At 69.9% G+C, this 25884-nt stretch carries 21 protein-coding genes; 17 read left to right on the top strand and 4 right to left on the bottom strand.

Translation table 11 applies throughout. From position 1 onward, the window contains the following. The first annotated feature begins 82 nt into the window (after positions 1-82). From OGH68_RS11925 to clpX, 3 genes are all read left to right on the top strand, one after another. Complete coding sequence (locus tag OGH68_RS11925) at positions 83-688, top strand: ATP-dependent Clp protease proteolytic subunit (RefSeq protein ID WP_264250032.1); 606 nt, start codon at positions 83-85, stop codon at positions 686-688. Positions 689-735: 47 nt separating this feature from the next. Then, positions 736-1410, top strand: coding sequence for an ATP-dependent Clp protease proteolytic subunit (locus OGH68_RS11920; RefSeq protein WP_264243359.1), 675 nt, complete (start codon positions 736-738; stop codon positions 1408-1410). A gap of 149 nt (positions 1411-1559) precedes the next feature. Continuing rightward, the gene (gene clpX / locus OGH68_RS11915; RefSeq protein ID WP_264243358.1) at positions 1560-2849 is read left to right on the top strand and encodes an ATP-dependent Clp protease ATP-binding subunit ClpX; all 1290 of its coding nucleotides are present in this window, start codon (positions 1560-1562) and stop codon (positions 2847-2849) included. Between the two features lie 68 nt (positions 2850-2917). On the opposite strand, the gene OGH68_RS11910 is transcribed toward clpX, so the two are convergent. Beyond that, entirely contained in the window at positions 2918-3892 is a 975-nt protein-coding gene (locus tag OGH68_RS11910) for a hypothetical protein (protein WP_264243357.1), read from the bottom strand. Positions 3893-4029: 137 nt separating this feature from the next. Between OGH68_RS11910 and OGH68_RS11905 the strand changes: the two genes are divergently transcribed. From OGH68_RS11905 to OGH68_RS11855, 11 genes are all read left to right on the top strand, one after another. After that, positions 4030-6651 carry a valine--tRNA ligase gene (locus tag OGH68_RS11905; protein ID WP_264243356.1) on the top strand — a complete coding sequence of 874 codons (2622 nt, stop codon included), beginning with the start codon at positions 4030-4032 and terminating at the stop codon, positions 6649-6651. A 128-nt stretch (positions 6652-6779) separates the two neighbouring features. Then, a complete protein-coding gene (folC, locus tag OGH68_RS11900; RefSeq protein WP_264243355.1) occupies positions 6780-8315 on the top strand; it encodes a bifunctional tetrahydrofolate synthase/dihydrofolate synthase in 1536 nt (511 codons plus the stop codon). A 7-nt stretch (positions 8316-8322) separates the two neighbouring features. Next, the gene (locus OGH68_RS11895) at positions 8323-8676 is read left to right on the top strand and encodes a DUF4233 domain-containing protein (protein ID WP_264243354.1); all 354 of its coding nucleotides are present in this window, start codon (positions 8323-8325) and stop codon (positions 8674-8676) included. Positions 8677-8782: 106 nt separating this feature from the next. After that, the gene (gene ndk / locus OGH68_RS11890) at positions 8783-9196 is read left to right on the top strand and encodes a nucleoside-diphosphate kinase (RefSeq protein ID WP_264243353.1); all 414 of its coding nucleotides are present in this window, start codon (positions 8783-8785) and stop codon (positions 9194-9196) included. 409 nt (positions 9197-9605) lie between these two features. After that, positions 9606-10625 (top strand): rod shape-determining protein, encoded by a 1020-nt coding sequence (locus tag OGH68_RS11885; protein ID WP_264250030.1) that lies wholly within the window; start codon positions 9606-9608, stop codon positions 10623-10625. Between the two features lie 149 nt (positions 10626-10774). After that, entirely contained in the window at positions 10775-11815 is a 1041-nt protein-coding gene (gene mreC, locus OGH68_RS11880) for a rod shape-determining protein MreC (protein ID WP_264243352.1), read from the top strand. Between the two features lie 13 nt (positions 11816-11828). Next, positions 11829-12500, top strand: coding sequence for a rod shape-determining protein MreD (gene mreD / locus OGH68_RS11875; RefSeq protein WP_264243351.1), 672 nt, complete (start codon positions 11829-11831; stop codon positions 12498-12500). Between the two features lie 16 nt (positions 12501-12516). Beyond that, the gene (mrdA, locus tag OGH68_RS11870) at positions 12517-14682 is read left to right on the top strand and encodes a penicillin-binding protein 2 (protein WP_264243350.1); all 2166 of its coding nucleotides are present in this window, start codon (positions 12517-12519) and stop codon (positions 14680-14682) included. A 3-nt stretch (positions 14683-14685) separates the two neighbouring features. Next, complete coding sequence (gene rodA / locus OGH68_RS11865) at positions 14686-15885, top strand: rod shape-determining protein RodA (RefSeq protein ID WP_264243349.1); 1200 nt, start codon at positions 14686-14688, stop codon at positions 15883-15885. A gap of 131 nt (positions 15886-16016) precedes the next feature. Further along, a complete protein-coding gene (locus OGH68_RS11860; protein WP_264243348.1) occupies positions 16017-17534 on the top strand; it encodes a CYTH and CHAD domain-containing protein in 1518 nt (505 codons plus the stop codon). Between the two features lie 51 nt (positions 17535-17585). Beyond that, entirely contained in the window at positions 17586-19511 is a 1926-nt protein-coding gene (locus OGH68_RS11855) for a TIGR03960 family B12-binding radical SAM protein (protein ID WP_264243347.1), read from the top strand. A 65-nt stretch (positions 19512-19576) separates the two neighbouring features. On the opposite strand, the gene gudD is transcribed toward OGH68_RS11855, so the two are convergent. The 3 genes from gudD to OGH68_RS11840 all read right to left on the bottom strand — a co-directional run bounded on the left by gudD (position 19577) and on the right by OGH68_RS11840 (position 22338). Continuing rightward, positions 19577-20923: a glucarate dehydratase gene (gene gudD / locus OGH68_RS11850; RefSeq protein ID WP_264243346.1), complete on the bottom strand. Its 1347-nt coding sequence runs from the start codon at positions 20921-20923 to the stop codon at positions 19577-19579. After that, a complete protein-coding gene (locus OGH68_RS11845; protein ID WP_264243345.1) occupies positions 20920-21831 on the bottom strand; it encodes an MFS transporter in 912 nt (303 codons plus the stop codon). Before OGH68_RS11845 ends, gudD begins: the two co-directional genes overlap by 4 nt. Positions 21832-22056: 225 nt before the next feature. Further along, a complete protein-coding gene (locus OGH68_RS11840) occupies positions 22057-22338 on the bottom strand; it encodes a LysR substrate-binding domain-containing protein (protein ID WP_264243344.1) in 282 nt (93 codons plus the stop codon). On the opposite strand from OGH68_RS11840, the gene OGH68_RS11835 reads away from it, so the two are divergent. The 3 genes from OGH68_RS11835 to OGH68_RS11825 all read left to right on the top strand — a co-directional run bounded on the left by OGH68_RS11835 (position 22318) and on the right by OGH68_RS11825 (position 25856). Continuing rightward, complete coding sequence (locus OGH68_RS11835; protein ID WP_319020199.1) at positions 22318-22980, top strand: 5-dehydro-4-deoxyglucarate dehydratase; 663 nt, start codon at positions 22318-22320, stop codon at positions 22978-22980. The genes OGH68_RS11840 and OGH68_RS11835 overlap by 21 nt on opposite strands. A 189-nt stretch (positions 22981-23169) precedes the next feature. Beyond that, positions 23170-24435 carry an aldehyde dehydrogenase (NADP(+)) gene (locus OGH68_RS11830; protein WP_264243343.1) on the top strand — a complete coding sequence of 422 codons (1266 nt, stop codon included), beginning with the start codon at positions 23170-23172 and terminating at the stop codon, positions 24433-24435. 242 nt (positions 24436-24677) lie between these two features. Continuing rightward, positions 24678-25856, top strand: coding sequence for a hypothetical protein (locus OGH68_RS11825; RefSeq protein ID WP_264243342.1), 1179 nt, complete (start codon positions 24678-24680; stop codon positions 25854-25856). Positions 25857-25884 lie beyond the last annotated feature (28 nt).

The following is a 25884-nucleotide window of genomic DNA, read 5'->3' as shown; positions in this document are numbered from 1 at the left end:
AGGGGAGTCCCCGCCCCCGGTACGAAGACGCTGAGACGGCCGAAGCCGTCAGAGACGAGCAGGTGGATACGTGACGAATCTGATGCCTACAGCCGCCGGCGAGCCCTCCATCGGTGGTGGCCTCGGCGACCAGGTCTACAGCCGGCTGCTCGGCGAACGCATCATCTTCCTGGGCCAGCAGGTCGACGACGACATCGCCAACAAGATCACCGCGCAGATGCTGCTCCTTGCCGCGGACCCGGACAAGGACATCTACCTCTACATCAACAGCCCCGGTGGTTCGGTGACGGCCGGCATGGCGGTCTACGACACCATGCAGTACATCCCGAACGACGTGGTGACGATCGGCATGGGCATGGCCGCCTCCATGGGCCAGTTCCTGCTGACCGGCGGTGCCCCCGGCAAGCGGTTCGCGCTGCCGAACACCGACATCCTCATGCACCAGGGTTCGGCCGGCCTCGGCGGCACCGCCTCGGACATCAAGATCCAGGCCGAGTACCTGCTCCGTACGAAGAAGCGCATGGCGGAGATCACCGCCCAGCACTCCGGCCAGACCGTCGAGACGATCATCCGCGACGGCGACCGCGACCGCTGGTTCACCGCCGACGAGGCCAAGGAATACGGCCTCATCGACGAGATCATCTCCGCCGCCTCGGGCGTCCCGGGCGGTGGCGGCACCGGCGCCTGAGCCGCACCGCACCGAGCCCCCGCCCGAGCCCGCAGAACGCCACCAGGATGGTGAACACCCACATGAGCAACTTCTCCGCGAGCGGTCTCTACACCGGCCCCCAGCCGGACAGCCGCTACGTCGTCCCGCGTTTCGTCGAGCGCACCTCCCAGGGCGTGCGTGAGTACGACCCGTACGCGAAGCTCTTCGAGGAGCGCGTGATCTTCCTCGGCGTGCAGATCGACGACGCCTCCGCCAACGACGTGATGGCGCAGCTGCTGTGCCTGGAGTCGATGGACCCGGACCGTGACATCTCGATCTACATCAACAGCCCCGGTGGCTCCTTCACCGCGCTGACCGCGATCTACGACACCATGCAGTTCGTGAAGCCGGACATCCAGACGGTCTGCATGGGGCAGGCGGCCTCCGCCGCGGCCGTGCTGCTCGCCGCCGGCACCCCCGGCAAGCGGATGGCCCTGCCGCACGCGCGCGTCCTGATCCACCAGCCGTCGTCGCAGACCGGCCGCGAGCAGCTCTCCGACCTGGAGATCGCGGCCAACGAGATCCTGCGCATGCGTGAGCAACTGGAGGAGATGCTGGCCAAGCACTCCACCACGCCGCTGGAGAAGATCCGGGACGACATCGAGCGGGACAAGATCCTCACCGCCGACGGCGCGCTCGAGTACGGCCTGGTGGACCAGATCGTCTCCACCCGTAAGAGCACGGCCGGAGCGGCCGCCTGACCGGTACGACGGCCCTTGGCGCGGTACACGACAATGTGTGAACCGCGCCAAGGGGGGCCCGAACGGAGGGCTCGGCAAGGTACCGTCGAATATGAGGCACCAGGAGCCGGCTGAACCAAGCCGCTCCCAGGCGATTGGGGAAGCACCTCGTGGCACGCATCGGTGATGGCGGCGACCTGCTCAAGTGCTCGTTCTGCGGAAAGAGCCAGAAGCAGGTGAAGAAGCTCATCGCAGGCCCCGGGGTGTACATCTGCGACGAGTGCATCGACCTCTGCAACGAGATCATCGAGGAGGAGCTCGCCGAGACCTCCGAGGTGCGGTGGGAGGAGCTCCCCAAGCCGCGCGAGATCTACGAGTTCCTCGAGGGGTACGTCGTCGGGCAGGAGCCCGCGAAGAAGGCCCTCTCGGTCGCGGTGTACAACCACTACAAGCGCGTCCAGGCCGGCGAGAACGGCGGAGCGCAGGGCCGGGACGACGCGATCGAGCTCGCCAAGTCCAACATCCTTCTGCTGGGCCCCACGGGCTCCGGCAAGACACTCCTCGCGCAGACTCTCGCCCGCATGCTGAACGTCCCGTTCGCCATCGCCGACGCGACGGCGCTCACGGAGGCCGGCTACGTCGGCGAGGACGTCGAGAACATCCTGCTCAAGCTGATCCAGGCGGCCGACTACGACGTCAAGAAGGCCGAGACCGGGATCATCTACATCGACGAGATCGACAAGGTCGCCCGTAAGAGCGAAAATCCGTCGATCACCCGGGACGTCTCCGGCGAAGGCGTGCAGCAGGCTCTCCTCAAGATCCTTGAGGGAACCACCGCTTCGGTCCCCCCGCAGGGCGGTCGCAAGCACCCGCACCAGGAGTTCATCCAGATCGACACGACGAACGTGCTCTTCATCGTGGGCGGCGCCTTCGCCGGCCTCGAGAAGATCATCGAGTCGCGCGCGGGGGCGAAGGGCATCGGCTTCGGCGCGACGATTCGCTCCAAGCGTGAGATCGAGGCGAGCGACCAGTTCCAGGAGGTCATGCCGGAGGACCTGGTCAAGTTCGGCATGATCCCCGAGTTCATCGGCCGCCTCCCCGTCATCACCTCGGTCCACAACCTGGACCGCGAGGCCCTTCTCAAGATCCTCGTCGAGCCGCGCAACGCGCTGGTCAAGCAGTACCAGCGCCTGTTCGAACTCGACGGCGTCGAGCTGGACTTCGACCTCCCGGCCCTGGAAGCCATCGCCGACCAGGCGATCCTCCGCGGCACCGGTGCGCGCGGCCTGCGCGCGATCATGGAAGAGGTCCTGATGTCGGTGATGTACGAGGTCCCGTCCCGCAAGGACGTGGCCCGCGTGGTCATCACCGAGGACGTCGTCCACAACAACGTCAACCCGACGCTGGTCCCGAGGATCGTCAAGGACGAGGGCAACGGCCGCCACGAGAAGTCGGCGTAGCGCTCGCCGCGTGAACGCGGAAGGGGTGCCCGGTCACTGACCGGGCACCCCTTCGCTGTGGTCGGCCGTCAGGCCTTGACGCGGACCTCGTTGCGGACTTTCGCCGCGATCGACGCCGTCTCGTCGATCCCCTTGCCGACGCCCTTGTCCTTGGCCAGGACCACCGCGATGGTGCTGTAGTCCGCCCAGACGCACATCGCCTGAGAGACCTTCTCCTTCGTTTCGGCGTTGGTGCCTTCGACCATCTGGCACTTCATCAGCGCCCCGTCGAGGCCGTCGGGCTCGACGGATTCGGGGGAACCGACGAAGGCGGACGGGGAACCGTCCTTGTCGGCCTCGGCCTTCAACGCCGCGAAGAACGTGTCCAGGGCCCTCTCCGGGTCGGAGATCTTGCCGTAGAGGCCGTTGTAGGAAAGTGCCTTCGCCTGCTGCATCTTGGCGAAGGAGTCCGGATCGCTCGAATCCAGCTTGCCGGGGTCGAGGACCGCGTAGCCGGTGCCGACCGACATCGCGTCGGTCACCCCCGCGACCGCGAGCTGCTTGGCCAGGTCGTCGTCCGCCTTCGCGGGCTTCTGATCCTCACCCATGCGGTTGTAGTCCTTGAGGACCGTCGCTGGCGTCGTCAGCTTGTGCGGGCCGTCGTCCTCCAGGCCGCCACCGCCGCCCAGGAGGAAGTAACCGCCGCCGGCGAGCACGGCGACCGCCACGACCGCGGCGCCGATGATGAGGCCGGTCTTCTTGCCGCCGCCACCCTGGGCCGGCGGCGGGGGCGGGTAGCCGCCCGGCTGCTGCGCGCCGTACTGCGGCTGCTGACCGTAGGGGCCGGGCTGGCCGGGCTGCTGGGGGTAGCCGTACGGCTGCTGCTGCGGGACGCCCTGCGGCGCCTGCTGCGGGTACCCGTAACCGGGCTGCGGGGCCTGCGGCTGCTGGCCGTAAGGGCCCGGCTGGCCCTGCGGCTGCTGGCCGTAGGGCCCCGGCTGGCCGTACGGTCCGGGCTGCTGCGGCTGCTGCCCGCCGTACGGGCCCGGCTGGTTGTAGCTCATTACGGGTGTTCCCCTCGTGATGTTTATGTGTTGCGGACATCCTGGCCCAAGCCCGCGTCCCCGGGGGCGGCGGGGGCCACACCGTTACCGAAGAATCGGGTTTCAGTACGGCGCTGTGACACCTCTAAACTGGCCCGGTGACCGAGAACACTCAGCAGCAGACAGCGCCCCCTTCCGAACTGCCGACCCAGTACGCGCCGGCCGAGGTAGAGGGGCCGCTGTACGAGCGCTGGGTAGAACGGGGTTACTTCGAGGCGGACGCGAAGAGCGACAAGCCTCCGTTCACGGTCGTCATTCCGCCGCCGAACGTCACGGGCAGCCTCCACCTGGGCCACGCCTTCGAGCACACGCTGATCGACGCCCTCACCCGCCGCAAGCGGATGCAGGGTCACGAGACGCTGTGGCAGCCGGGCATGGACCACGCCGGTATCGCCACCCAGAACGTCGTCGAGCGCGAGCTCGGCAAGGAGGGCAAGTCCCGCCACGATCTGGGCCGTGAGGCGTTCATCGAGCGGGTCTGGCGGTGGAAGGGCGAGTCGGGCGGACAGATCTCCGGCCAGATGCGCCGCCTCGGCGACGGCGTCGCCTGGTCGCGTGAGCGCTTCACCATGGACGAGGGTCTGTCGCAGGCCGTCCAGACCATCTTCAAGAAGCTCTACGACGACGAGCTGATCTACCGCGCCGAGCGCATCATCAACTGGTGCCCCCGCTGTCTGACCGCCATCTCGGACATCGAGGTGGAGTACCAGGACGACGACGGTGAGCTCGTCTCCATGCGGTACGGCGAGGGCGACGAGACCATCGTCGTCGCCACGACCCGTGCCGAGACGATGCTCGGTGACACCGCCGTCGCCGTCCACCCCGACGACGAGCGCTACCGGCACCTGGTCGGCAAGCGGATCAAGCTGCCGCTGACCGACCGTACGATCCCCGTCGTCGCGGACACGCATGTCGACCCGGAGTTCGGCACCGGAGCCGTCAAGGTGACGCCCGCCCACGACCCGAACGACTTCGAGATCGGGCAGCGGCACGACCTGCCGTCGATCGCCGTCATGGACGAGCGGGCCGTCATCACGGCTCACGGCCCGTTCGAGGGCCTGGACCGGCTGGAGGCGCGCAGCGCCATCGTCGGCGCCCTGCGCGCCGAGGGCCGGATCGTCGCCGAGAAGCGCCCGTACGTCCACTCCGTCGGCCACTGCTCGCGCTGCAAGACCACCATCGAGCCGCGTCTGTCCCTGCAGTGGTGGGTCAAGGTCGGCCCGCTGGCGAAGGCAGCGGGGGACGCCGTCCGCGACGGCCGGGTCAAGATCCACCCGCAGGAGATGGAGAAGCGGTACTTCGACTGGGTCGACAACCTCCACGACTGGTGCATCTCGCGGCAGCTGTGGTGGGGTCACCGCATCCCGGTCTGGTACGGACCGAACGGCGAGATCGTCTGCGTCGGCCCCGACGAGCAGCCGCCCACGGGCGAGGGCTGGCACCAGGAGACCGATGTCCTCGACACCTGGTTCTCCTCCGGCCTGTGGCCGTTCTCCACGCTCGGCTGGCCCGAGCAGACCGAGAGCCTCGCGAAGTTCTATCCGAACTCCGTCCTGGTCACCGGCTACGACATCCTCTTCTTCTGGGTCGCCCGGATGATGATGTTCGGGCTGTACGCGATGGACGGCACGCCGCCGTTCCACACCATCGCCCTGCACGGCATGGTCCGCGACCAGTTCGGCAAGAAGATGTCCAAGTCCTTCGGCAACGCGGTCAACCCGCTGGACTGGATGGACAAGTACGGCTCAGACGCCCTGCGCTTCACCCTGGCGCGCGGCGCCAACCCGGGTGTCGACGTCCCGATCGGCGAGGACTGGGTCCAGGGCTCGCGGAACTTCGCGAACAAGATCTGGAACGCCACCCGCTTCGCGCTGATGAACGGCGCCACCGTCGAGGGCCCGCTGCCCTCGCCCGAGGAGATGTCCTCCACCGACCGCTGGATCCTGTCGCGGCTGAACAAGACGGTCGCGGAGGTGGACGCGAACTACGAGGACTTCCAGTTCGCCAAGCTGTCCGAGGCGCTGTTCCACTTCGCCTGGGACGAGGTCTTCGACTGGTACGTCGAGCTGTCCAAGACGACGTTCTTCGCGGGCGGCGAGCAGGCGAAGGTGTCCGGCCGGGTCCTCGGCGAGGTCCTGGACGTGATGCTGCGACTGCTGCACCCGGTCGTCCCGTTCGTCACCGACACGCTGTGGACGACGCTGACCGGCGGGGAGTCGCTGGTCATCGCCGACTGGCCGACCGACAGCGGGTTCCGCGACGAGGCCGCGGAGCGCGAGATCGAGCTGGTCCAGCGGGTCGTCACCGAGGTCCGCCGCTTCCGCAGCGACCAGGGGCTCCAGCCCGGCCAGAAGGTCCCGGCCCGGCTCACCCTGGACGGCACGGCGCTCGCCCCGCACGAGCCCGCGATCCGTCAGCTGCTGCGCCTCCAGCCGGAGGGCGAGGGCTTCCACGCCACCGCCTCCCTGCCGGTCGCCGGCGCGACCGTCGCGCTCGACCTGTCCGGCACGATCGACGTCGAGGCGGAGCGCAAGCGTCTGACGAAGGACCTGGGCGCGGCGCAGAAGGAGGTCGCGCAGGCGACCGCCAAGCTCGGCAACGAGGCGTTCCTCGCCAAGGCACCGGACCAGGTGGTCGACAAGATCCGGACCCGGCTCGCCAAGGCCGAGGAGGACATCGCGCGGATCAACAGCCAGCTCGGCAATCTGCCCGCGAGCTGATCCGCCCGCGAGCCGGTCCGTTCGGGAGCCGATCGGACCGGGAGCCGACGAGCAGCAGCGGACGAGGCCCCGGGGGAGCCCCCGGGGCCTCGGCCGTCTCCGTCGGTGGCCGTCCGTAGACTGGACCCGTGAGCGAGCACCCCGATCCCTTCGACGAGTCCGACCCCTACGACGCGTCCGACGAGTCCGACACCTTCGACAAGATCGTCGACGCGGAGACCGACCGCGATCCCGACCTGGCGGTGATCGAGGCCGGCAGCCGCACGCTGCGTACGCAGGCCGGGACGCCGCAGGCCGATCATGTGCCGGCCCGGCCCGCGGACCCGGAGGTGGACAAGGCGCTGCGCGAGGTCGAGGCCGATCTGGCGACGCGCTGGGGCGAGACGAAGCTGGAGCCCTCCGTCGCCCGGATCGAGGCGCTGATGGACGTGCTGGGCGAGCCCCAGCGCGCGTACCCGTCGATCCACATCACGGGGACGAACGGCAAGACGTCCACGGCCCGGATGATCGAGGCCCTGCTCTCCGCGTTCGACCTGCGCACCGGCCGGTACACCTCGCCGCACGTGCAGTCGGTCACCGAGCGGATCAGCCTGGACGGCGCGCCCATCGGGGCGGAGCGGTTCATCGAGACCTACCGCGACATCAAGCCGTACGTCGAGATGGTCGACGCGAGCCAGGACTACCGGCTCTCCTTCTTCGAGGTGCTCACCGGCATGGCGTACGCCGCCTTCGCCGACGCGCCGGTGGACGTGGCGGTCGTCGAGGTCGGCATGGGCGGCAGCTGGGACGCGACGAACGTGATCGACGGCTCGGTCGCCGTGGTCACCCCCATCGACCTCGACCACACCGACCGGCTGGGCTCCACACCCGCCGAGATCGCGGTGGAGAAGGCCGGGATCATCAAGCAGGGCGCGACGGTCGTGCTGGCGCAGCAGCCGGTCGACGCCGCGCAGGTGATGCTGAAGAAGGCCGTCGAGCTCGACGCGACCGTCGCCCGCGAGGGCATGGAGTTCGGTGTGGCCTCGCGCGAGGTCGCGGTCGGCGGGCAGTTGCTGACGCTGCGCGGCCTGGGCGGCGAGTACGACCAGATCTTCCTCCCGCTCTACGGCGCGCACCAGGCGCACAATGCCGCGGTGGCGCTCGCCGCGGTGGAGGCGTTCTTCGGCGTGGGCGCGGCGGAGTCCCGCACCCTGGACGTGGACACGATTCGTACGGCGTTCGCCGCCGTGTCCTCGCCCGGCCGTCTGGAGGTCGTGCGCCGCAGTCCCACCGTCGTGCTGGACGCCGCGCACAATCCGGCCGGCGCGCGGGCGGCGGCGGCCGCCGTCACGGAGTCGTTCGGCTTCTCGCGCCTCATCGGCGTGGTGGGAGCCAGCGGTGACAAGGACGTCCGCGGCTTCCTCGAGGCGTTCGAGCCGATCTTCGCGGAGATCGTGGTGACGCAGAACTCCAGCCACCGCGCGATGGACGCGGACGAGCTCGCCGCCGTCGCCGTGGAGGTCTTCGGCGACGAGCGCGTGGTTGTCGAGCCGAGGCTGGACGACGCGCTGGAGGCGGCGATCACGCTCGCCGAGGAGGAGTCCGAGTTCGCCGGCGCGGGTGTGCTGGTGACCGGTTCGGTGATCACGGTCGGCGAGGCCCGGCTGCTGCTGGGGAAGGGCTGACATCGACGTGCGTACGCTCTGTGCATCGACCCTGATCGGCGAGTTCTTCGTGATCGGCTTCGCCGGTCTGGTCGCGATGAAGTCGGACGACGTGTCCATGGCGGCGGTCTGGACGGTCTGCGGCGTCCTGATGCTGCTGTCGCTGCTGCTGTGCGGCATGATCACCCGGCCCGGTGGTGTGCAGCTCGGCTGGGCGCTGCAGATCGCGCTGATCGCCAGCGGTTTCGTGGTGCCGGCGATGTTCTTCCTGGGAGTGCTCTTCGCCGGTCTGTGGTGGGCGTCGGTCCACTTCGGCCGCAAGGTCGACGAGGCGAAGGCGAAGTGGGCGGCGCAGGCCGAGGCGGGCTCCGGGACGCCATAGGCGGGGCGGGCGGTCGCCGGGCCCCGGGGCGGGTGACCGCCCGGGCGTCACACCCGGTAACCTCGCCCCAACCGCTTACTTCCTGGCCTGCAAGGAGCCGCACACCATGACTCAGCGCACCCTCGTCCTGCTCAAGCCGGACACTGTCCGTCGCGGACTCGTGGGCGAGGTCATCGGCCGCATCGAACGCAAGGCCGACTGGAAGATCGCCGCGCTGGAGCTGCGGCAGCTCGACCGCGCCACCCTGGAGCAGCACTACGCCGAGCACGTCGGCCGGCCGTTCTACGAGCCGCTGGTGGAGTTCATGCTGTCCGGTCCGGTCGTCGTGATGGTCGTCGACGGTGAGCGTGTCATCGAGGGTGTACGCCAACTGGCGGGTCCGACGGACCCGATCGCGGCCGCCCCCGGGTCCATTCGGGGCGACTTCGGCACAATCGTCCGGGAGAATCTGATCCACGCCTCGGACTCCGAGGAGTCCGCCATTCGGGAACTGAAGATTTTCTTCCCCGGCCTTTCCTGACTGGGCATCAGTCATACGGCCCCCAAGGCCTTCCGGGCGTTCCTTTCCGGCCTCGGGCTTTCGCCGCCTTCGTCCGGACGGCTCCCGGTCACGGTGTCTCTCCCCGCAGCCCTCGGGCATGCGGCAGGGGAGACTACGCCGGCGGACGGATCCTCACAGATAGCCCGTACAGGGCCTTGCCCTGGGGCGACCGATGGAATTTCGGTCGCCCTTCGGCATACGCACGGGCATTGCGGGAACGCATCGCCTCAACGCATCGTCACCATAAACAAGAGGTGGACCACCGCGCGGTGTCGCTGCAGGCGGCACTACGATGTAAGCCTCCACGCCACACGCACCCACCTCGCCATCCTGAAAAGCCATCAACGCTCGATTTGGGAAGGCCAGACGCATCCTCATGGGGAACAACATGTCGTTCATCGGCCGTGACATGGCTGTCGACCTCGGGACCGCCAACACGCTGGTGTACGTCAGAGGCCGGGGGATCGTTCTCAACGAGCCGTCCGTCGTCGCCATCAACACCAACACGGGCGGCATTCTCGCGGTCGGCGCCGAGGCGAAGAAGATGATCGGCCGGACTCCGGGCAACATCGTTGCCGTCCGGCCGCTGAAGGACGGCGTGATCGCCGACTTCGAGATCACCGAGCGGATGCTCCGCTACTTCATCCTGAAGATCCACAAGCGCCGGTACCTCGCCCGGCCCCGTGTCGTGGTCTGCGTGCCCTCCGGCATCACCGGGGTCGAGCGCCGCGCCGTCATCGAGGCGTCGACGCAGGCGGGTGCGCGGCAGGTGCACATCATCGAAGAGCCCATGGCCGCCGCCATCGGCTCCGGACTCCCCGTCCACGAGGCCACCGGCAACATGGTCGTCGACATCGGCGGCGGCACCACCGAGGTCGCCGTGATCTCCCTCGGAGGAATCGTCACGGCACAGTCCATCCGTGTCGCCGGCGACGAACTGGACAACGCGATCATCCAGCACATCAAGAAGGAGTACTCGCTCCTCCTCGGTGAGCGGACCGCCGAGAGCATCAAGATCACCATCGGCTCCGCGTACGAGATGGACAAGGAGGAGCACACCGAGATCCGCGGCCGCGACCTCGTGTCCGGTCTGCCCAAGACCGTGGTCATCTCGGCCGCCGAGGTCCGCAAGGCCATCGAGGAACCGGTGAACGCGATCGTCGACGCCGTGAAGACCACGCTCGACAAGTGCCCCCCCGAGCTGTCCGGCGATGTCATGGACCGGGGCATCGTCCTCACCGGCGGCGGCGCGCTGCTGCGCGGCCTGGACGAGCGGCTGCGCCGCGAGACGGGCATGCCGATCCACATCGCGGAGGACCCGCTGGACTCGGTGGCGCTGGGATCCGGCAAGTGCGTCGAGGAATTCGAGGCGCTCCAGCAGGTGCTGGACGCCCAGCCGCGTCGTTAGCAGGCCGGACCGGTCGGCAGACGGTCGGACCATGCGCCGTACGGGGGTCGGCAGCCCCCACATGGGGTCCTCCCCGCCCCGTTAGAGGCGGAAGGATCGTTGCTCCACACGACACGACCATTCCTACGAGGAAGGCACGGCCGCCGCACGTGAGGGACACAAAGGAGAGCCGGCTGCTCCTGGTGCTGTTGATCGCCATCGCGTTCGCCTTGATCACGGTGGACATCCGCGGCGGTGAGGAGTCACCGGTCGACGGTGCCCGACAGGCCGCGGCGTCGGTCTTCGGCCCCGTCGAGAACGGTGTCGCGGCGGCCGTCGATCCGATCGGCAACGCGATCGGGGCGGTCCGGGGCTCCGGTGACCGTCACGACCGCATCAAGCAGCTCGAGCTCGAGAACGCGCAGCTGAAGCAGCGGCTCGGCAGCGACGAGCGCAGGGAGAGCAGACTGCGCCAGCTGGACGGCCTGATCAGAACGGCCGCCGCCGGGCAGTACGGCATCAAGGGTGCGGAGGTCATCGCCATAGGAGCCGCCCAGGGCTTCTCGTGGACGGTGACCATCGACATCGGTTCCGACGACGGCGTCCAGCGGGACATGACCGTCATCAACAACGACGGGCTCGTCGGCCGGGTGACCACTGTCGGCCCGAACACCTCGACCGTGCTGCTCGCCAACGACCCGGACTTCACCGTCGGCACGCGCATGGAGAAGACCGACGAACTGGGCTTCGCGACCGGCCAGGGCGACCGGCCGCTGCTGGTCCAGCTCCTCAACGGCAAGTCGAAGGTCAAGAACGGCGACCGGCTCGTCACCTTCGGGTCGCAGGGCAACAAGCCGTTCGTGCCGGGTGTCCCGGTCGGCGAGGTCGTCCGGGTGGACCCCGCCCGTGGTGACCTCACCCGTAACGTCTACGTGCGCCCTTACGTCGGCTTCAGCAAGCTCGACATCGTCGGTGTCGTCGTCCAGGCCCCGCGTGCCGATCCGCGCGACACCGTCCTCCCGCCGAAGCCGGCCGCACCGCGGCCCACGCCCACGGTCACGGTGACGGTCACCCCGGGGGCGACCCCGCCCGAGGGCGACGGTCAGGCGCAGGACAACGGCCAGGCGCAGGACGGGCAGCCGCAGGACGGCGGCCTTGATCCCGGCGCGGGCGACGGCGGCGACGCCACAGGCCAGAACGACGACGAGTAGGAGCTGATCCGTCATGCGTTTCAACCGGATGCTGCTCTCCACGGCACTGGTCGTGGTCGCCCTCGTCCTCCAGGTCTCCGTCCTCTCCCGGCTCCAACTCCCCGGTGCCGTGCCCGACCTGATGCTCCTCACGGTGCTCGGACTGGCGATGGTGTACGGGCATGTGGCCGGCGCGTTCATCGGGTTCGGCGCCGGGCTGCTCGCCGACCTCGCCCCGCCCGCCGACCACGCCGCCGGCCGCTACGCCCTCGTGCTGTGCGTCATCGGCTATCTCGCCGGCCTGGTCCGCCCGGAGAACGGCAAGCCGCTGCGGTCGGCCACGGGACCGATGGCCGTGGTCGTCGCGGCGGCCATCGGCTCCACCCTGCTGTACGCGCTGGTCGGCGCCCTCGTGGGCGACACCGCCGCCCGTCACGTGGGCCTGACCGGCCTGTTGTTCACGGCCGTGGTCTACGACCTGATCCTCGCGCCGTTCACGGTCCCGCTGATCATGTGGCTCGCCAGACGCAGCGACAACGATCCGCTCGCCGAGAGTCCCGGTTCCGGTGGCACGGACGTGGCCGCCGGCTGGCTCGTCTCGGGCACCGGACTGCGCATCGGCAGTCAGCGCGGCGGCCTGCGGCTCAAGGCGGCGAAGACCCGCGCCGCACGGGCCGGCCGCATCAAGGGAGTGAAGCGACTGTGACCGAGGGGGCAGCGGCGTGAGCAACATTCCGGAGACCGGGCGGACCCCCCGGGTCCAGATCCGGCTCGTCATCATCCAGGTACTCGTCTTCTCTCTCCTCTTCACCCTCGGTGGCCGTCTCTGGTACCTCCAGATCCGCAACGGTGAGGAGTACACCGACGAGGCGAAGAGCAACCATGTGCAGCGGGTCGTCCAGCCCGCCGTCCGCGGCTCGATCCTCGACGCCCGCGGTGTGCCGCTCGCCGACAACGAGACCCGCCTCGTGGTTTCCGCCTCCCGCACCGAGCTGATGAAGATGAAGGACGACGGCAAGGCCGTCCTCACCCGGCTCGCAGGCGTCCTCGGCATGAAGCCGAAGGACGTCATGGACAAGGTGCGGCTCTGCGACTCGCAGACACCCCAGCCCTGCTGGAACGGCTCCCCGTACCAGCCGATCCCGGTCACCGACGAGGCCACCACCCAGCAGGCGCTGAAGATCCGCGAACAGGCGGAGGACTTCCCCGGCATCACCGCGGAGCCCACCGCCGTCCGCCGCTACCCGGCGCCCGGCAAGGCACGGACCGCGCAGGTACTCGGCTATCTGTCCCCCGTCACCGACGAGGAGATCCAGAAGGCCAAGGACAGTGCCTCGCCCTATCTGCGCTCCGACCAGGTCGGCCGTTCGGGCCTGGAGCGCAGCTACGACAAGGCACTGCGCGGCAAGGCGGGGGTCACCTCGTACGAGGTGGACAAGCTCGGCCGGGTCATGGGCCAGAGCGAGGCGGACCCGGGCGTGCCCGGCTCCCACCTCGTGACCAGCATCGACGCCCGCGTCCAGGCCGTCGCCGAGTACGAGCTCCACCAGGCGATGAAGACCGCACGCAAAGAGACCGACAAGGTCACCGGCCGCCCGTACGAGGCCGACGCCGGCGCCGTCGTCGTCATGGAGTCCAAGACCGGCAGGGTCGTCGCCATGGCTTCCCAGCCGGACTACGACCCCAACGCCTGGGTCGGCGGCATCTCCGGCAAGGACTACGCCAAGCTGACCGGCAAGGACTCCAACTTCCCGTTGCTCAACCGGGCGATCCAGGGGCAGGCCGCCCCCGGCTCCATCTTCAAGGTGGTGTCGGCGAGCGCGGCGGTCCGGGGCGGCCACCCCTTCGACGACCGCTACAACTGCAGCAGCTCCTACAGCATCGGCAGCCGCAGCTTCGCCAACTTCGAGTCCCAGGGACACGGCCCCATCACCCTCGGCGAGGCGCTCAAGTACTCCTGCAACACCGTCTTCTACCGCCTGGGCCACGAGGAGTGGAAGCGGGACGGCGGCATCACGCCCAAGAAGGACACCAAGGACTGGTTCTACCGGACCGCCCACGACTTCGGACTCGGTTCGAGGACCGGCATCGACCTGCCGAACGAGGTCACCGGCCGGATCCCCGACCGGGAGTGGAAGCAGGAGTTCTGGGAGGCCAACAAGGACGCCTGGTGCAAGCAGGGCAAGAAGGGCGGCTCGTACGTCGAGCAGATCGCCTACGAGAGCTGCCTCGAAGGCAACAAGCTCCACGCCTACGACAGCATCAACTTCGCCATCGGCCAGGGAGACGTCCTCGTCACCCCCATCCAGATGGCGACCGCGTACGCGGCCATCAGCAACGGCGGCACCCTCTACGACCCGATCGTCGGCAAGGCCGTCATCAGCCCCGACGGCAAGCGGATCGAGGAGATCGAGCCCAAGTCCCACGGCAAGCTGCCCATAAAGGCAGAGACCATCAAGGACCTCGACAAGGGCCTGCGCTCCGTCGTCGGGCCCGGCGGCACCGCCTCCTGGCGGTTCGGCGGCTGGCCGCAGGACAAGATCCCGATGCGGGCCAAGACCGGCACCGCGCAGGTCTACGGCAAGCAGACCACCTCGTGGTTCGCCACCTACACCGACGACTACACGATCGTCATGACGATCTCCCAGGGTGGTACCGGCTCCGGTGCCTCCGGTCCCGCCGTGCGCAACATCTACGAAGCGATGTACGGGCTCGACGAGGAGGGCAACCAGGACCTGAAGCGGGCCCTGCTCCCCGAGCCGCAGAAGAGGCTGCCCAAGATCCTTCCGGACGGCTCGATCGAGACCCCGGAGATCAAGCCCTACGTGCCTCCGAAGCCGAAGGACACCGAACAAGTGCTTGCGGGCCCGCCCGCGCGGAGGGACTGAGCCATGACCACCGGCGGCTTCTCCGTCTCCGGGTACGGACCCGAACGCGGCGGGTTGTGGAGCAGGCTCACCGCCCGTGACTCGGTGGTGCGCAGACTCGACTGGCCGATTCTGTTCTCCTCGATCGCGCTGTCCCTGCTCGGCGCCCTGCTGGTGTGGTCCGCGACCCGCGGGCGCACCGAGCTCAACCAGGGCGACCCGTACTACTTCCTCGTCCGCCACCTGCTCAACACCGGCATCGGCGTCGTGCTGATGATCGGCACGATCTGGCTCGGACACCGCACCCTGCGGGGCGCGGTCCCGGTGTTGTACGGGCTGTCCGTGGTGCTCGTGCTGCTCGTCCTCACCCCGCTGGGCGCCACCATCAACGGCGCGCACGCATGGATCCAGCTCGGTGGCGGATTCTCCCTGCAGCCCTCCGAGTTCGTGAAGATCACGATCATCATCGGGATGGCGATGCTGCTCGCGGCCCGGGTCGACGCCGGCGACCAGGTGCATCCCGACCACCGCACCGTCGCCAAGGCCCTGGTGCTCGCCGTCGTGCCGATGGTCATCGTCATGATGATGCCGGACCTGGGCTCGGTCATGGTCATGGTGGTGATCGTCCTCGGCGTGCTGCTCGCCTCCGGCGCGTCCAACCGCTGGGTGTTCGGACTCATCGGCGCCGGCGCGCTGGGCGCGGCGGCGGTCGCCGCGCTCGGACTGCTCGACGAGTACCAGCTCAACCGCTTCGCCGCCTTCGCCAACCCCGAACTCGACCCCTCCGGCGTCGGTTACAACACCAACCAGGCGCGGATCGCGATCGGCTCCGGCGGGCTGTATGGCGAGGGTCTGTTCAACGGCCACCAGACCACGGGCCAGTTCGTGCCCGAACAGCAGACCGACTTCATCTTCACCGTCGCCGGCGAGGAGCTCGGTTTCCTGGGGGCGGGGCTGATCATCGCCCTGCTGGGTGTGGTGCTGTGGCGCGCGTGCCGGATCGCACGCGAGACGACGGAGCTGTACGGCACGATCGTGGCCGCCGGGATAATCGCCTGGTTCGCCTTCCAGTCGTTCGAGAACATCGGCATGACCCTCGGCATCATGCCGGTCGCGGGCCTGCCGCTGCCGTTCGTGTCGTACGGAGGCACGTCGATGTTCGCGGTGTGGATCGCGATCGGGCTGCTGCAGTCCATCCGGGTCCAGCGGCCGGTCAGCGCATAGCCCTCAGGCGGGCGGCGTTCCCGGCCCGGGCCGTCGCCCTTTCGGAGCGCGCCGCCCGGTCGCCGCGCGCGCCGGACCGCCAGCGTTCGGCGGACTGCCGCCCGCGGGGCCGGCGGGCTAGATTCGAAGACATGGCGGACACCAAGCGCGAGATCGAGCGTAAGTACGAAGCCACCCCCGACTCCCCGATGCCCGACCTGAGAGAAGTGCCCGGTGTGGCCGACGTCGTGGGGAAGGGGGTCGCCGAGCTGGACGCCGTGTACTACGACACGCCCGGCCTGCGGCTGGCCGCCGCGTCCATCACACTGCGCCGCAGGACCGGCGGCGCGGACGCCGGGTGGCATCTGAAGCTTCCGGTGTCGCCCGGGGTACGGGACGAGATCACCGCACCGCTGTCCGACGAGGTGCCGGCCGGCCTGGCCGCCCTGGTGCGGGCGTACACCCGCAACGAGGACCTCGCCCCCGTCGTGCGGCTGCTGTCCTCCCGGGACGTGCACCATCTCGTCGACGCCGACAGCACGCTCCTCGCCGAGCTCAGCCGGGACGCCGTGGTCGCCGAGCGGCTCGACGGCGGCGAGGGCACCGCACAGTGGGACGAGATCGAGGTGGAGCTGGCGGACGGCGGCGACCCCGCCTTCCTCGACGCCGTCGACAAGCGGCTCCGCAAGGCCGGGGTGCGCGCGGCAGCCGCGCCGTCGAAGCTCGCCAGGGCGCTGACCGAGACCGGCGCCGGCCCGGCGCGCCCGCCGGAGCCGTCCGGGTCCCGTACGGCGGGCGACCAAGTGCTCGCCTACGTGAGCGAGCAGACGGCCGCGATTGTCGCGTACGACGCAGGCGTGCGCCGCGACCTGCCCGACACCGTGCACCAGATGCGGGTCGCCACCCGGCGGCTGCGCAGTGCACTGCGGACGTACCGCAAGGTCCTCGACCGCGAAGCCACACAGCCGGTGATCGACGAGCTCAAGTGGCTCGCGGGGGAGCTGGGCGTCGCCCGTGACCAGGAGGTGCTCGCCGAGCGGCTGCGCGGCCGGGTCGACGCCGTACCGGGGACGCTGCTGCTCGGCCCGGTCGCCGCCCGGCTGCGGCAGTGGTCCGTCGCCGGAGCGGCGGGGGCGCGAAGCACCGCGGTCGCCGCGCTCGACAGCGACCGCTACCTGGCGCTGCTCGACTCGCTGGACGCGCTGCGCGCCGAACCGCCGTTGCTGAAGGCCGCCGGCCGGGCGCCCGGTGCCGTGCTCGCCAAGGCGGTGCTCAAGGAGTACGACCGGCTGGCCGCCCGGATGGACAAGGCCCTGTCGCTGCCCGCCGGTGAGGAGCGGGACCTCGCCATGCACGACGCCCGCAAGGCCGCCAAACGCGCCCGGTACGCGGCCGAGGTGGCGCGGCCCGCGCTCGGCGGGGCGGCGAAGCGCTTCGGGAAGCGCATGAAGGCGGTGCAGAAGGTCCTCGGCGACCACCAGGACAGCGTCGTCGCACGGGAAGCCCTGCGGGAGCTCGCGGTCCGGGCCCACGCGGCGGGCGAGAGCGCCTTCGTCTGGGGGTTGCTGTTCGGCAGGGAGGAGGCCCGCGCGGCGCAACGCGAGGCGGAGCTGCCGGCGGTGTGGGACGAGGCCTCGGCCCCCGGGATCAGGGCGGCGCTGGACGGCTGAGCGGGCGGGTACGCTTGAGAGTCGCCCCCTTGTCAGCCCAGATAGGTTTCCATGTCTGCCGAGTCGGTCTTCCCACAGCTCGAAGCGCTGCTTCCGCATGTGCAGAAGCCCATCCAGTACGTCGGCGGTGAGCTGAACTCCACCGTCAAGCCCTGGGAGTCCTGCGACGTGCGCTGGGCCCTCATGTACCCGGACGCCTACGAGGTCGGTCTGCCCAACCAGGGCGTCATGATCCTCTACGAGGTGCTGAACGAACGCGAGGGCGTGCTCGCGGAGCGCACCTACAGCGTGTGGCCGGACCTCGAGGAACTGATGCGCGAGCACAAGGTGCCGCAGTTCACCGTGGACAGCCACCGGCCCGTCGGCGCGTTCGACGTGTTCGGGCTCAGCTTCTCCACCGAGCTCGGCTACACCAACATGCTCACGGCGCTGGACCTCGCGGGCATCCCGCTGGAGTCCAGGGACCGCACGGTCGATCATCCGATCGTGCTGGCCGGCGGTCACGCCGCGTTCAACCCCGAGCCGATCGCGGACTTCATCGACTGCGCGGTCATCGGCGACGGCGAGCAGGCCGTTCTCGACATGACCGAGATCATCCGCGCCTGGAAGGCGGAGGGCCGCCCGGGCGGGCGCGAGGAGGTCCTGTTCCGTCTCGCGAAGACCGGCAACGTGTACGTGCCGCGCTTCTACGACGTGGAGTACCTGCCCGACGGCCGCATCGGCCGCGTCGTGCCCAACAAGTCGGGTGTGCCGTGGCGAGTGTCCAAGCACACCGTCATGGACCTCGACGAGTGGCCCTACCCGAAGCAGCCGCTGGTCCCGCTCGCGGAGACCGTCCACGAGCGGATGTCCGTCGAGATCTTCCGCGGCTGCACCCGCGGCTGCCGTTTCTGCCAGGCCGGCATGATCACGCGCCCCGTGCGGGAGCGAAGCATCACCGGCATCGGCGACATGGTCGACAAGGGTCTCAAGGCGACCGGCTTCGAGGAGGTCGGCCTGCTGTCGCTGTCCTCCGCGGACCACAGCGAGATCGGCGACATCGCGAAGGGCCTGGCCGACCGGTACGAGGAGGACAAGATCGGTCTCTCCCTGCCGTCGACGCGGGTCGACGCGTTCAACGTCGATCTCGCCAACGAGCTCACCAGGAACGGCCGCCGCTCCGGCCTGACCTTCGCCCCCGAGGGCGGCTCCGAGCGCATGCGCAAGGTCATCAACAAGATGGTCTCGGAGGAGGACCTGATCCGTACGGTCTCCACCGCGTACGGCAACGGCTGGCGGCAGGTGAAGCTGTACTTCATGTGCGGTCTGCCGACGGAGACCGACGAGGACGTCCTCCAGATCGGCGACATGGCCGTCAAGGTCATCGCCGAGGGCCGCAAGGTCTCCGGACAGAACGACATCCGCTGCACGGTGTCCATCGGCGGGTTCGTGCCCAAGCCGCACACCCCGTTCCAGTGGGCGCCGCAGCTGAGCGCCGAGGAGACCGACGCGCGCCTGGAGAAGCTGCGCGACAAGATCCGCGGCGACAAGAAGTACGGCCGCTCGATCGGCTTCCGCTACCACGACGGCAAGCCCGGCATCGTCGAGGGCCTGCTCTCGCGCGGCGACCGCCGTGTCGGCGCGGTCATCCGCGCCGTGTACGAGGACGGCGGCCGCTTCGACGGCTGGCGCGAGCACTTCTCGTACGACCGCTGGATGGCGTGCGCCGAGAAGACGCTGCCGGACTTCGGCGTCGACGTCGACTGGTACACGACCCGTGAGCGCACGTACGAGGAGGTCCTGCCCTGGGACCACCTGGACTCCGGTCTCGACAAGGACTGGCTCTGGGAGGACTGGCAGGACGCCCTCGACGAGACCGAGGTCGAGGACTGCCGCTGGACGCCGTGCTTCGACTGCGGCGTGTGCCCGCAGATGGACACCCACATCCAGGTCGGCCCGACGGGCAAGAAGCTGCTCCCGCTGACCGTCGTGAAGTAGCGCCGCCGGGACAACCGGAAAGGGCCCGGCCGTGGGGAAACCTGCGGCCGGGCCCTTTCCCGTGCTCACCGCACCAGCGCGGGCCGCTTGCTGTCGAACTCCCAGCCGGGCACCAGGTGACGCATGGCGGTCGCGTCGTCCCGGGACCCGAGCCCCAGGCTGCGGTAGAGCTCGTGGGCCGCCTCCACCTGCTCCATGTCGAGAGTGACGCCCAGACCCGGGCATACGGGCACATCGAGCATGCCGTCTCTGATCTCGAAGGGTTCGGTGGTGAGCCGCTGGCCGTCCTGCCAGATCCAGTGGGTGTCGATGGCCGTGATCTCACCGGGGGCCGCGGCGGCGACATGGGTGAACATGGCCAGCGACACGTCGAAGTGGTTGTTGGAGTGCGAGCCCCAGGTCAGCCCCCACGCCTCGCAGAGCTGGGCGACCCGTACGGAGCCCTGCATGGTCCAGAAGTGGGGGTCGGCCAGCGGGATGTCGACCGCGTCGGCGCGAACGGCGTGGCTGAGCTGCCGCCAGTCGGTGGCGATCATGTTGGTGGCGGTCCGCAGCCCGGTGGCGCGCCGGAACTCGGCCATCGTCTCGCGGCCGGAGTAGCCGCCCTCCGGGCCGCACGGGTCCTCCGCGTAGGCGAGGACGCCGGCCAGCTCGCGGCCCAGCGCGACGGCTTCCTCCACCGGCCAGGCGCCGTTGGGGTCCAGCGTGATCCGGGCCCCGGGGAAGCGCTCGGCGAGGGCCCGGACCGCCTCGGCCTCCTGCCGGCCCTCCAGGACACCACCCTTGAGCTTGAAGTCCTGGAACCCGTAACGCCGCTGGGCAGCCTCCGCGAGGGCGACGACAGCGGCGGGGGTGAGCGCCTCCTCGTTCCGCAGTCGCAGCCAGTCGTCCTGGGCGTCCGGCTCGCTGCGGTAGGGCAGGTCGGTGCGCCCGCGGTCGCCGATGTAGAAGAGGTAGCCGAGCACAGGCACGCGGTCCCGCTGCCGCCCCTCACCCAGCAGCGCGCTCACGGGCACACCCAGATGCTGTCCGAGAAGGTCGAGCAGGGCGGACTCCAGGGCGGTGACGGCATGCACCGTGATCCGCAGGTCGAAGGTCTGCGAGCCCCGCCCGCCGGTGTCCCGGTCCCCGAAGCGCTCGCGGACCGCGCGCAGGACCGCGTGGTACTGGCCGAGGGGCTGCCCGGCCACCAGGTCCTCGGCCTCCTGCAGCGTGGAGCGGATCTTCTCGCCACCAGGGACCTCGCCCACCCCGGTGCGCCCCTCGGAGTCGGTCAGGACGACGAGATTACGGGTGAAGTAGGGGGCGTGGGCGCCGCTGAGGTTCAGCAGCATGCTGTCCTGGCCCGCGACGGGGATGACGCGCATCGAAGTGACGACTGGCTGGGGGGTGCCGAGGGGCGCGGCGCTCATGGGAGTCCTTGGGTCGGAGGTACGGGGCGGGGGAGGAGCGACGGCGTGGCCGGTCCCGGGACGGGAGGCGGGTGCGGTGTCTCGGGGCCAGGGCCGTCAGGTCGCCGGACGGGGGGCGGGGGGTAGATGCCGCAGAAGACCAGCACCTGGGGGTTGAGCAGGAGCTTCCAGCGGGACGTGGTTCCCGCCCCGGCGCCGGCCTCGCGGCGCCTGGCCTCGTCCTCGCGTTCCACGCTGTCGGTCAGAGCCCGCTGTTCGGCACCGCTCAGCCAGCGGGCGTCCTTGATCTTCGAGTCGAGCAGGCGGTAGGCGACGCAGCCCACGACGACGGACAGCATGCCCTCGATGCCGAACAGCCACTGCCAGCCCGTGATCCCGCCCGCTCCGTCGAGTGAGAGCAGAGGCCCGGAGACCGGGCCGGAGATCGCGGCGGCGATGGAGGATCCGGCGACGAACATGGCGGTGGCGCGGCCCCGGTGCGACCCGGGCAGCCAGCGGGAGAAATAGAAGATGCTGGCGGGGAAGAAGCCCGCTTCCGCCACCCCGAGCAGGAAGCGCAGCACGTAGAACATGACGGGGCCGTTGACGAACGCCATCGCTGCGGACACCAGGCCCCAGCTGACCATGATGCGGGTCAGCCAGACCTTGGGGCCGTAGCGCTCCATCAGTACGTTGCTGGGGAGTTCGAAGATGGCGTACGCGACGAAGAACGGGCCGGCGCCGAATCCGTAGGCGGCGGCGCCGATGCCGACGTCCGCCTCCAGATGGACCTGGGCGTATCCGATGTTGGAGCGGTTCAGCTGATTGCAGACCAGCATGACGATGAAGAGGGGTACCACACGGCGGAAGACTTTGGTGACGGCACTGTCCAGGGGGGAGGCAGTGGGGGTGTCACGAGCGGAGGGCATGGAGCGCCCCTTCTCCTCAGGCACCTGCGGGTGCGGCTCAACCCGGTCCTCGACGGACCAGGGCAAGAGGTGAATGTTGTCGCCGGAAGGAGCACCTGCCCCTGGTGAGGCTCCGGCGGACTCTCGCTACAGAGGAAGCTGGGAGACGCACGGATACAGGTCCAACACTTGTTTCGTATCCTGTGATGCCGAAAAGGAATCGGACGGCGAGGCCTCCTATGGGCCTCACAGATGTTCGAGGAGAGCGCTCAGGGCGGGGTTGTGGTTGTTGGTCCGCCACGCGAGCGTGAGCTCGACGGGGGCCGGGGCGCTCAGCCGTACGGGTCGGAAGACGACGCCGGCGTAGCGCAGCAGGGCAGCGGTCTCGGGCACCAGCGCCACTCCCCAGCCGCCGTTGACCAGTGCCAGGATGCTGTGGACCTGGCTGAGGTACTGGGAGAAGACCGGGGTGATCCGGGCCGCGCGGAAGACGCTGATCAGGAGTTCGTGGAAGTAGCGCGCCTCCACCGGCGAGCCACCGCCGTGGAACTCGCCCGGCAGGCCGAGAACGACGGCGCCGACGCGATCCTCCTGCTGCCTCCCTATCTGACGGAGGCGTCGCAGGAGGGACTTGCCGCGCATGTGAAGGCCGTGTGCCGGGCGACCCGTCTCGGCGTCATCGTCTACAGCCGGGCCGATGCCGTCTACGACGACAGCACGGTCGCGGAGCTCGCCGACTCCTGCCCCAACCTCATCGGCTTCAAGGACGGCGTCGGCGACCTGGAGCTGATGACGCGGATCCACGCCCGGCTCGGCGACCGTCTCGTCTACGTCGGCGGACTGCCCACCGCCGAGATGTTCGCGGTGCCCTATCTGGAGCTCGGCGTCAGCACCTACTCGTCCGCCGTCTTCAACTTCCTGCCGCAGTTCGCCCTCGACTTCTACGAAGCGGTGCGCGCGCACGACAGCGCCGGGGTCCGCCGGCGCCTGAACGACTTCGTCCTGCCGTACTGCGCGCTCCGCAGCCGCCGCCCCGGCTACGCGGTCAGCATCGTCAAGGCCGGCATGAGGGTCGTAGGCCACCCCGCGGGGCCGGTCCGCACGCCGCTGACCGACCTCACCGAAACCGAGACCGCGGAACTGGCCGACCTCGTCAGGAAGGCGGTCTGACGCCATGGGAACCGCATCCGCCGCACGGCAGACCGCCGTCCCCGACCCGACCGGGCTCACCGGGGCGCAGCTCATCGGCGTCGACGACGTGACGGGCTCCGGCCCCGCTTTCCGGGCCACCGACCCCCGCACGGGCGCTCCGACGGGCCCCTCTTCACCGCCGCCACCCGCGACGAGGCCGAACTCGCCGTGCGCCTGGCCCAACAGGCGTTCCACGGCTACCGCCACACGTCCCTGGAAGCGAGGGCCGCCTTCCTCGAGAGCATCGCGCGGCACATCGAGGACCTCGGCCCCACGCTGCTGGAGCGCGTACGCGACGAGACCGGGTTGCCCGCCGCACGCGTCGAGAGCGAACGCGACCGCACGACCGGCCGACTGCGCATGTTCGCGGCCGTCGTCCGCGAGGGCGGCTGGCTGGACGCGCACATCGACCCCGCTCTGCCCGGGCGGACCCCCGTGCCGCGCCCCGACCTGCGCCGCCGCCGCATCCCGCTCGGCCCCGTCGTGGTCTTCACCGCGAGCAACTTCCCGCTCGCCTTCTCCGTCGCCGGCGGCGACACCGCCTCCGCCCTGGCCGCCGGCGCTCCCGTGGTCGTCAAGGCGCACCCCTCCCACCCGGGCACCAGCGAACTCGTCGGCCGCGCCGTCCGGGCGGCGGTTCGCGAACACGGCCTGCCGGAAGGCACCTTCTCGCTGCTCCACGGCCCCGGCCCCGGCCCCGGCCCCGACCTCGGTCGTGCGCTGGTCACCGATCCGCCTATCAAGGCCGTGGGATTCACGGGATCCCGCCGGGGCGGACTCGCGCTCTGTGAGACCGCCTCACGCAGGCCCGAGCCGATACCCGTGTTCGCCGAGATGTCCAGCGTCGACCCGGTCTTCCTGCTGCCAAACGCCCTGCGCCGGGACCCGGACGGCCTCGGCCGCGCCTTCATCGCCTCCATGACCAGCTCGACGGGGCAGATGTGCACCAGCCCGGGGCTCGTCTTCGCCCACGAGGGCGAAGACCTGGAGCGCTTCGTACGGGCCGCGGCAGCCGCGGTCCGTCACTACACGGCAACACCCATGCTTTCGCCCGGCATCCACGGCAACTGCACACAGGGACTGGCCGGTCTCGAGGCCGTCGAAGGGGTCACGGTCCGTGCCCGCGGCGGGGAGAACGACGAGGTGGCCACCCCCGGCCGGGCGGCCGTCCTCGTCACGGACGCCGAGACCTTCCTCGCCACTCCCGCACTGCGGGCAGAGGTCTTCGGCCCGGCCTCCCTCGTCGTAGGGGTGCCCGCGGCCACCGGCATGGAGAACCTCGCCGCGGCCCTCGAAGGCCAGCTCACCGCGACCGTCCACGCCACGGACGCCGACCTCCCCACCGCCTCCCGTCTCCTCGACACCCTGGAACTCCTGGCCGGCGCGTCGTCTTCAACGGCTGGCCCACCGGCGTGGAGGTCGGTCACGCCGTGATCCATGGAGGTCCCTGCCCCGCCACCTCCGCCCCGGCGACCACCTCGGTCGGCACCGGTGCCCTCGAACGCTTCCTGCGGCCCGTCAGTTACCAGAGTTCCGGCGGCGCTGTTGCCGCCGGAGCTGCGCGACGACAACCCGCTGCACGTCCCGCGCCGTGTCGACGGAGCCACCCGCCCCGCGTGAGCGGGAAAAACCGCTGGTAATGGATCCGAACAGGTCTCCGCCGCGTCATCTCTGTCATGGACTTGGAGAAGCCGTCGCAGGGGACCGCCCCGCAGCGCCACGGCGCGCACATGGCCCCGAAGGACTACGAGCCGGGCGACGGCTGCCTTGCTCAGGTCGTCCGGATCCCGGTGCGCGTCGTGGTGCTGCTCGTCGTCGTCCCCGTGCGGATGGTGTGGGACGTCCTCGTCCTGTGCGGCCGGGCCGTGGATCGGGTGCTGCTGAGACCGCTCGGGCGGGCGCTGGCCTGGGTCTTCGAGAAGGTGATCAACCCTGTGGCGCGTGCCGTGGGGTGGGTGGCCACCGTGATTGCCAAGGCGTTGTTCTACTGGCCGTGGGTGGCGCTGTGGCGGTATGTGGTGGTGCCGGTGGTGACGTGCGGGCTGGTGGTGCCCGTGGTGTGGGTGTACCGCCAGTTGCTGACCCCGCTCGGCCACGGCATCGCCTGGCTCGTGGAGCACTTGCTTCTCGCGCCGGCGCGGTGGATCGGTCGCACGCTCCTCACCCCGCTCGGCCACGGGCTCGCGGCCGTGCTGACCTGGCTCGGCAAGGCGTTGTTCTACTGGCCGTGGGTGGCGCTGTGGCGGTATGTGGTGGTGCCGGTGGTGACGTACGTACTGGTGGTGCCCGTGGTGTGGGTGTACCGGCAGCTGCTGACCCCGCTCGGCCACGGCATCGCCTGGCTCCTGCACGCCCTCGGCCGGGGCTTCGTATGGCTCGTGCGGACGCTGCTGGTGGTCCCCGTGGTGTGGCTGTACCGGTACGTCCTCGCCCCCGTCGGCCGTGAGATCGCGGCGGCGCTCGCCGTGGCCTGGCGGATCGCCGGCTACATCTCGCGTGCGGTCGGCCGCGGCCTGAAGTGGCTCGCGTGGAACCTGGTGGGCCGCCCGGCGCGCTGGTTCCACCGCAGTGTGTGCACGCCCGTCGGGCACTTCGTGCGCGACGCCGTGTGGCGGCCGGTCGCCGAGGCCGCCGTGCAGGCCGGCCGTGCTACCCGGGCGGCGCTCGCGTCGGCCCGGGAAACAGTGCGCCGGGCACGGCGCGACGCCTGGCGGGCGCTGATCGGCACGCCCCGCGAGCCGCAGCCCGTGGTGGGTACGGCCGGTCAGGCGCGTAACCTGGGTGGCAGACAACAAACACAGACCGTTCCCGGCGCGGCGGCCGAGCCCGAGATCTCCCTGCACAAGCAGGGGTGAACCGGTCGGCCCCCGGGGAGCACCCCAC

The organism is Streptomyces peucetius (genome assembly GCF_025854275.1).
GTDB lineage: Bacteria > Actinomycetota > Actinomycetes > Streptomycetales > Streptomycetaceae > Streptomyces > Streptomyces peucetius_A.
The sequence above is the reverse complement of the archived record's forward strand: the minus strand, read 5'-3'. Positions and strand labels throughout refer to the sequence as shown.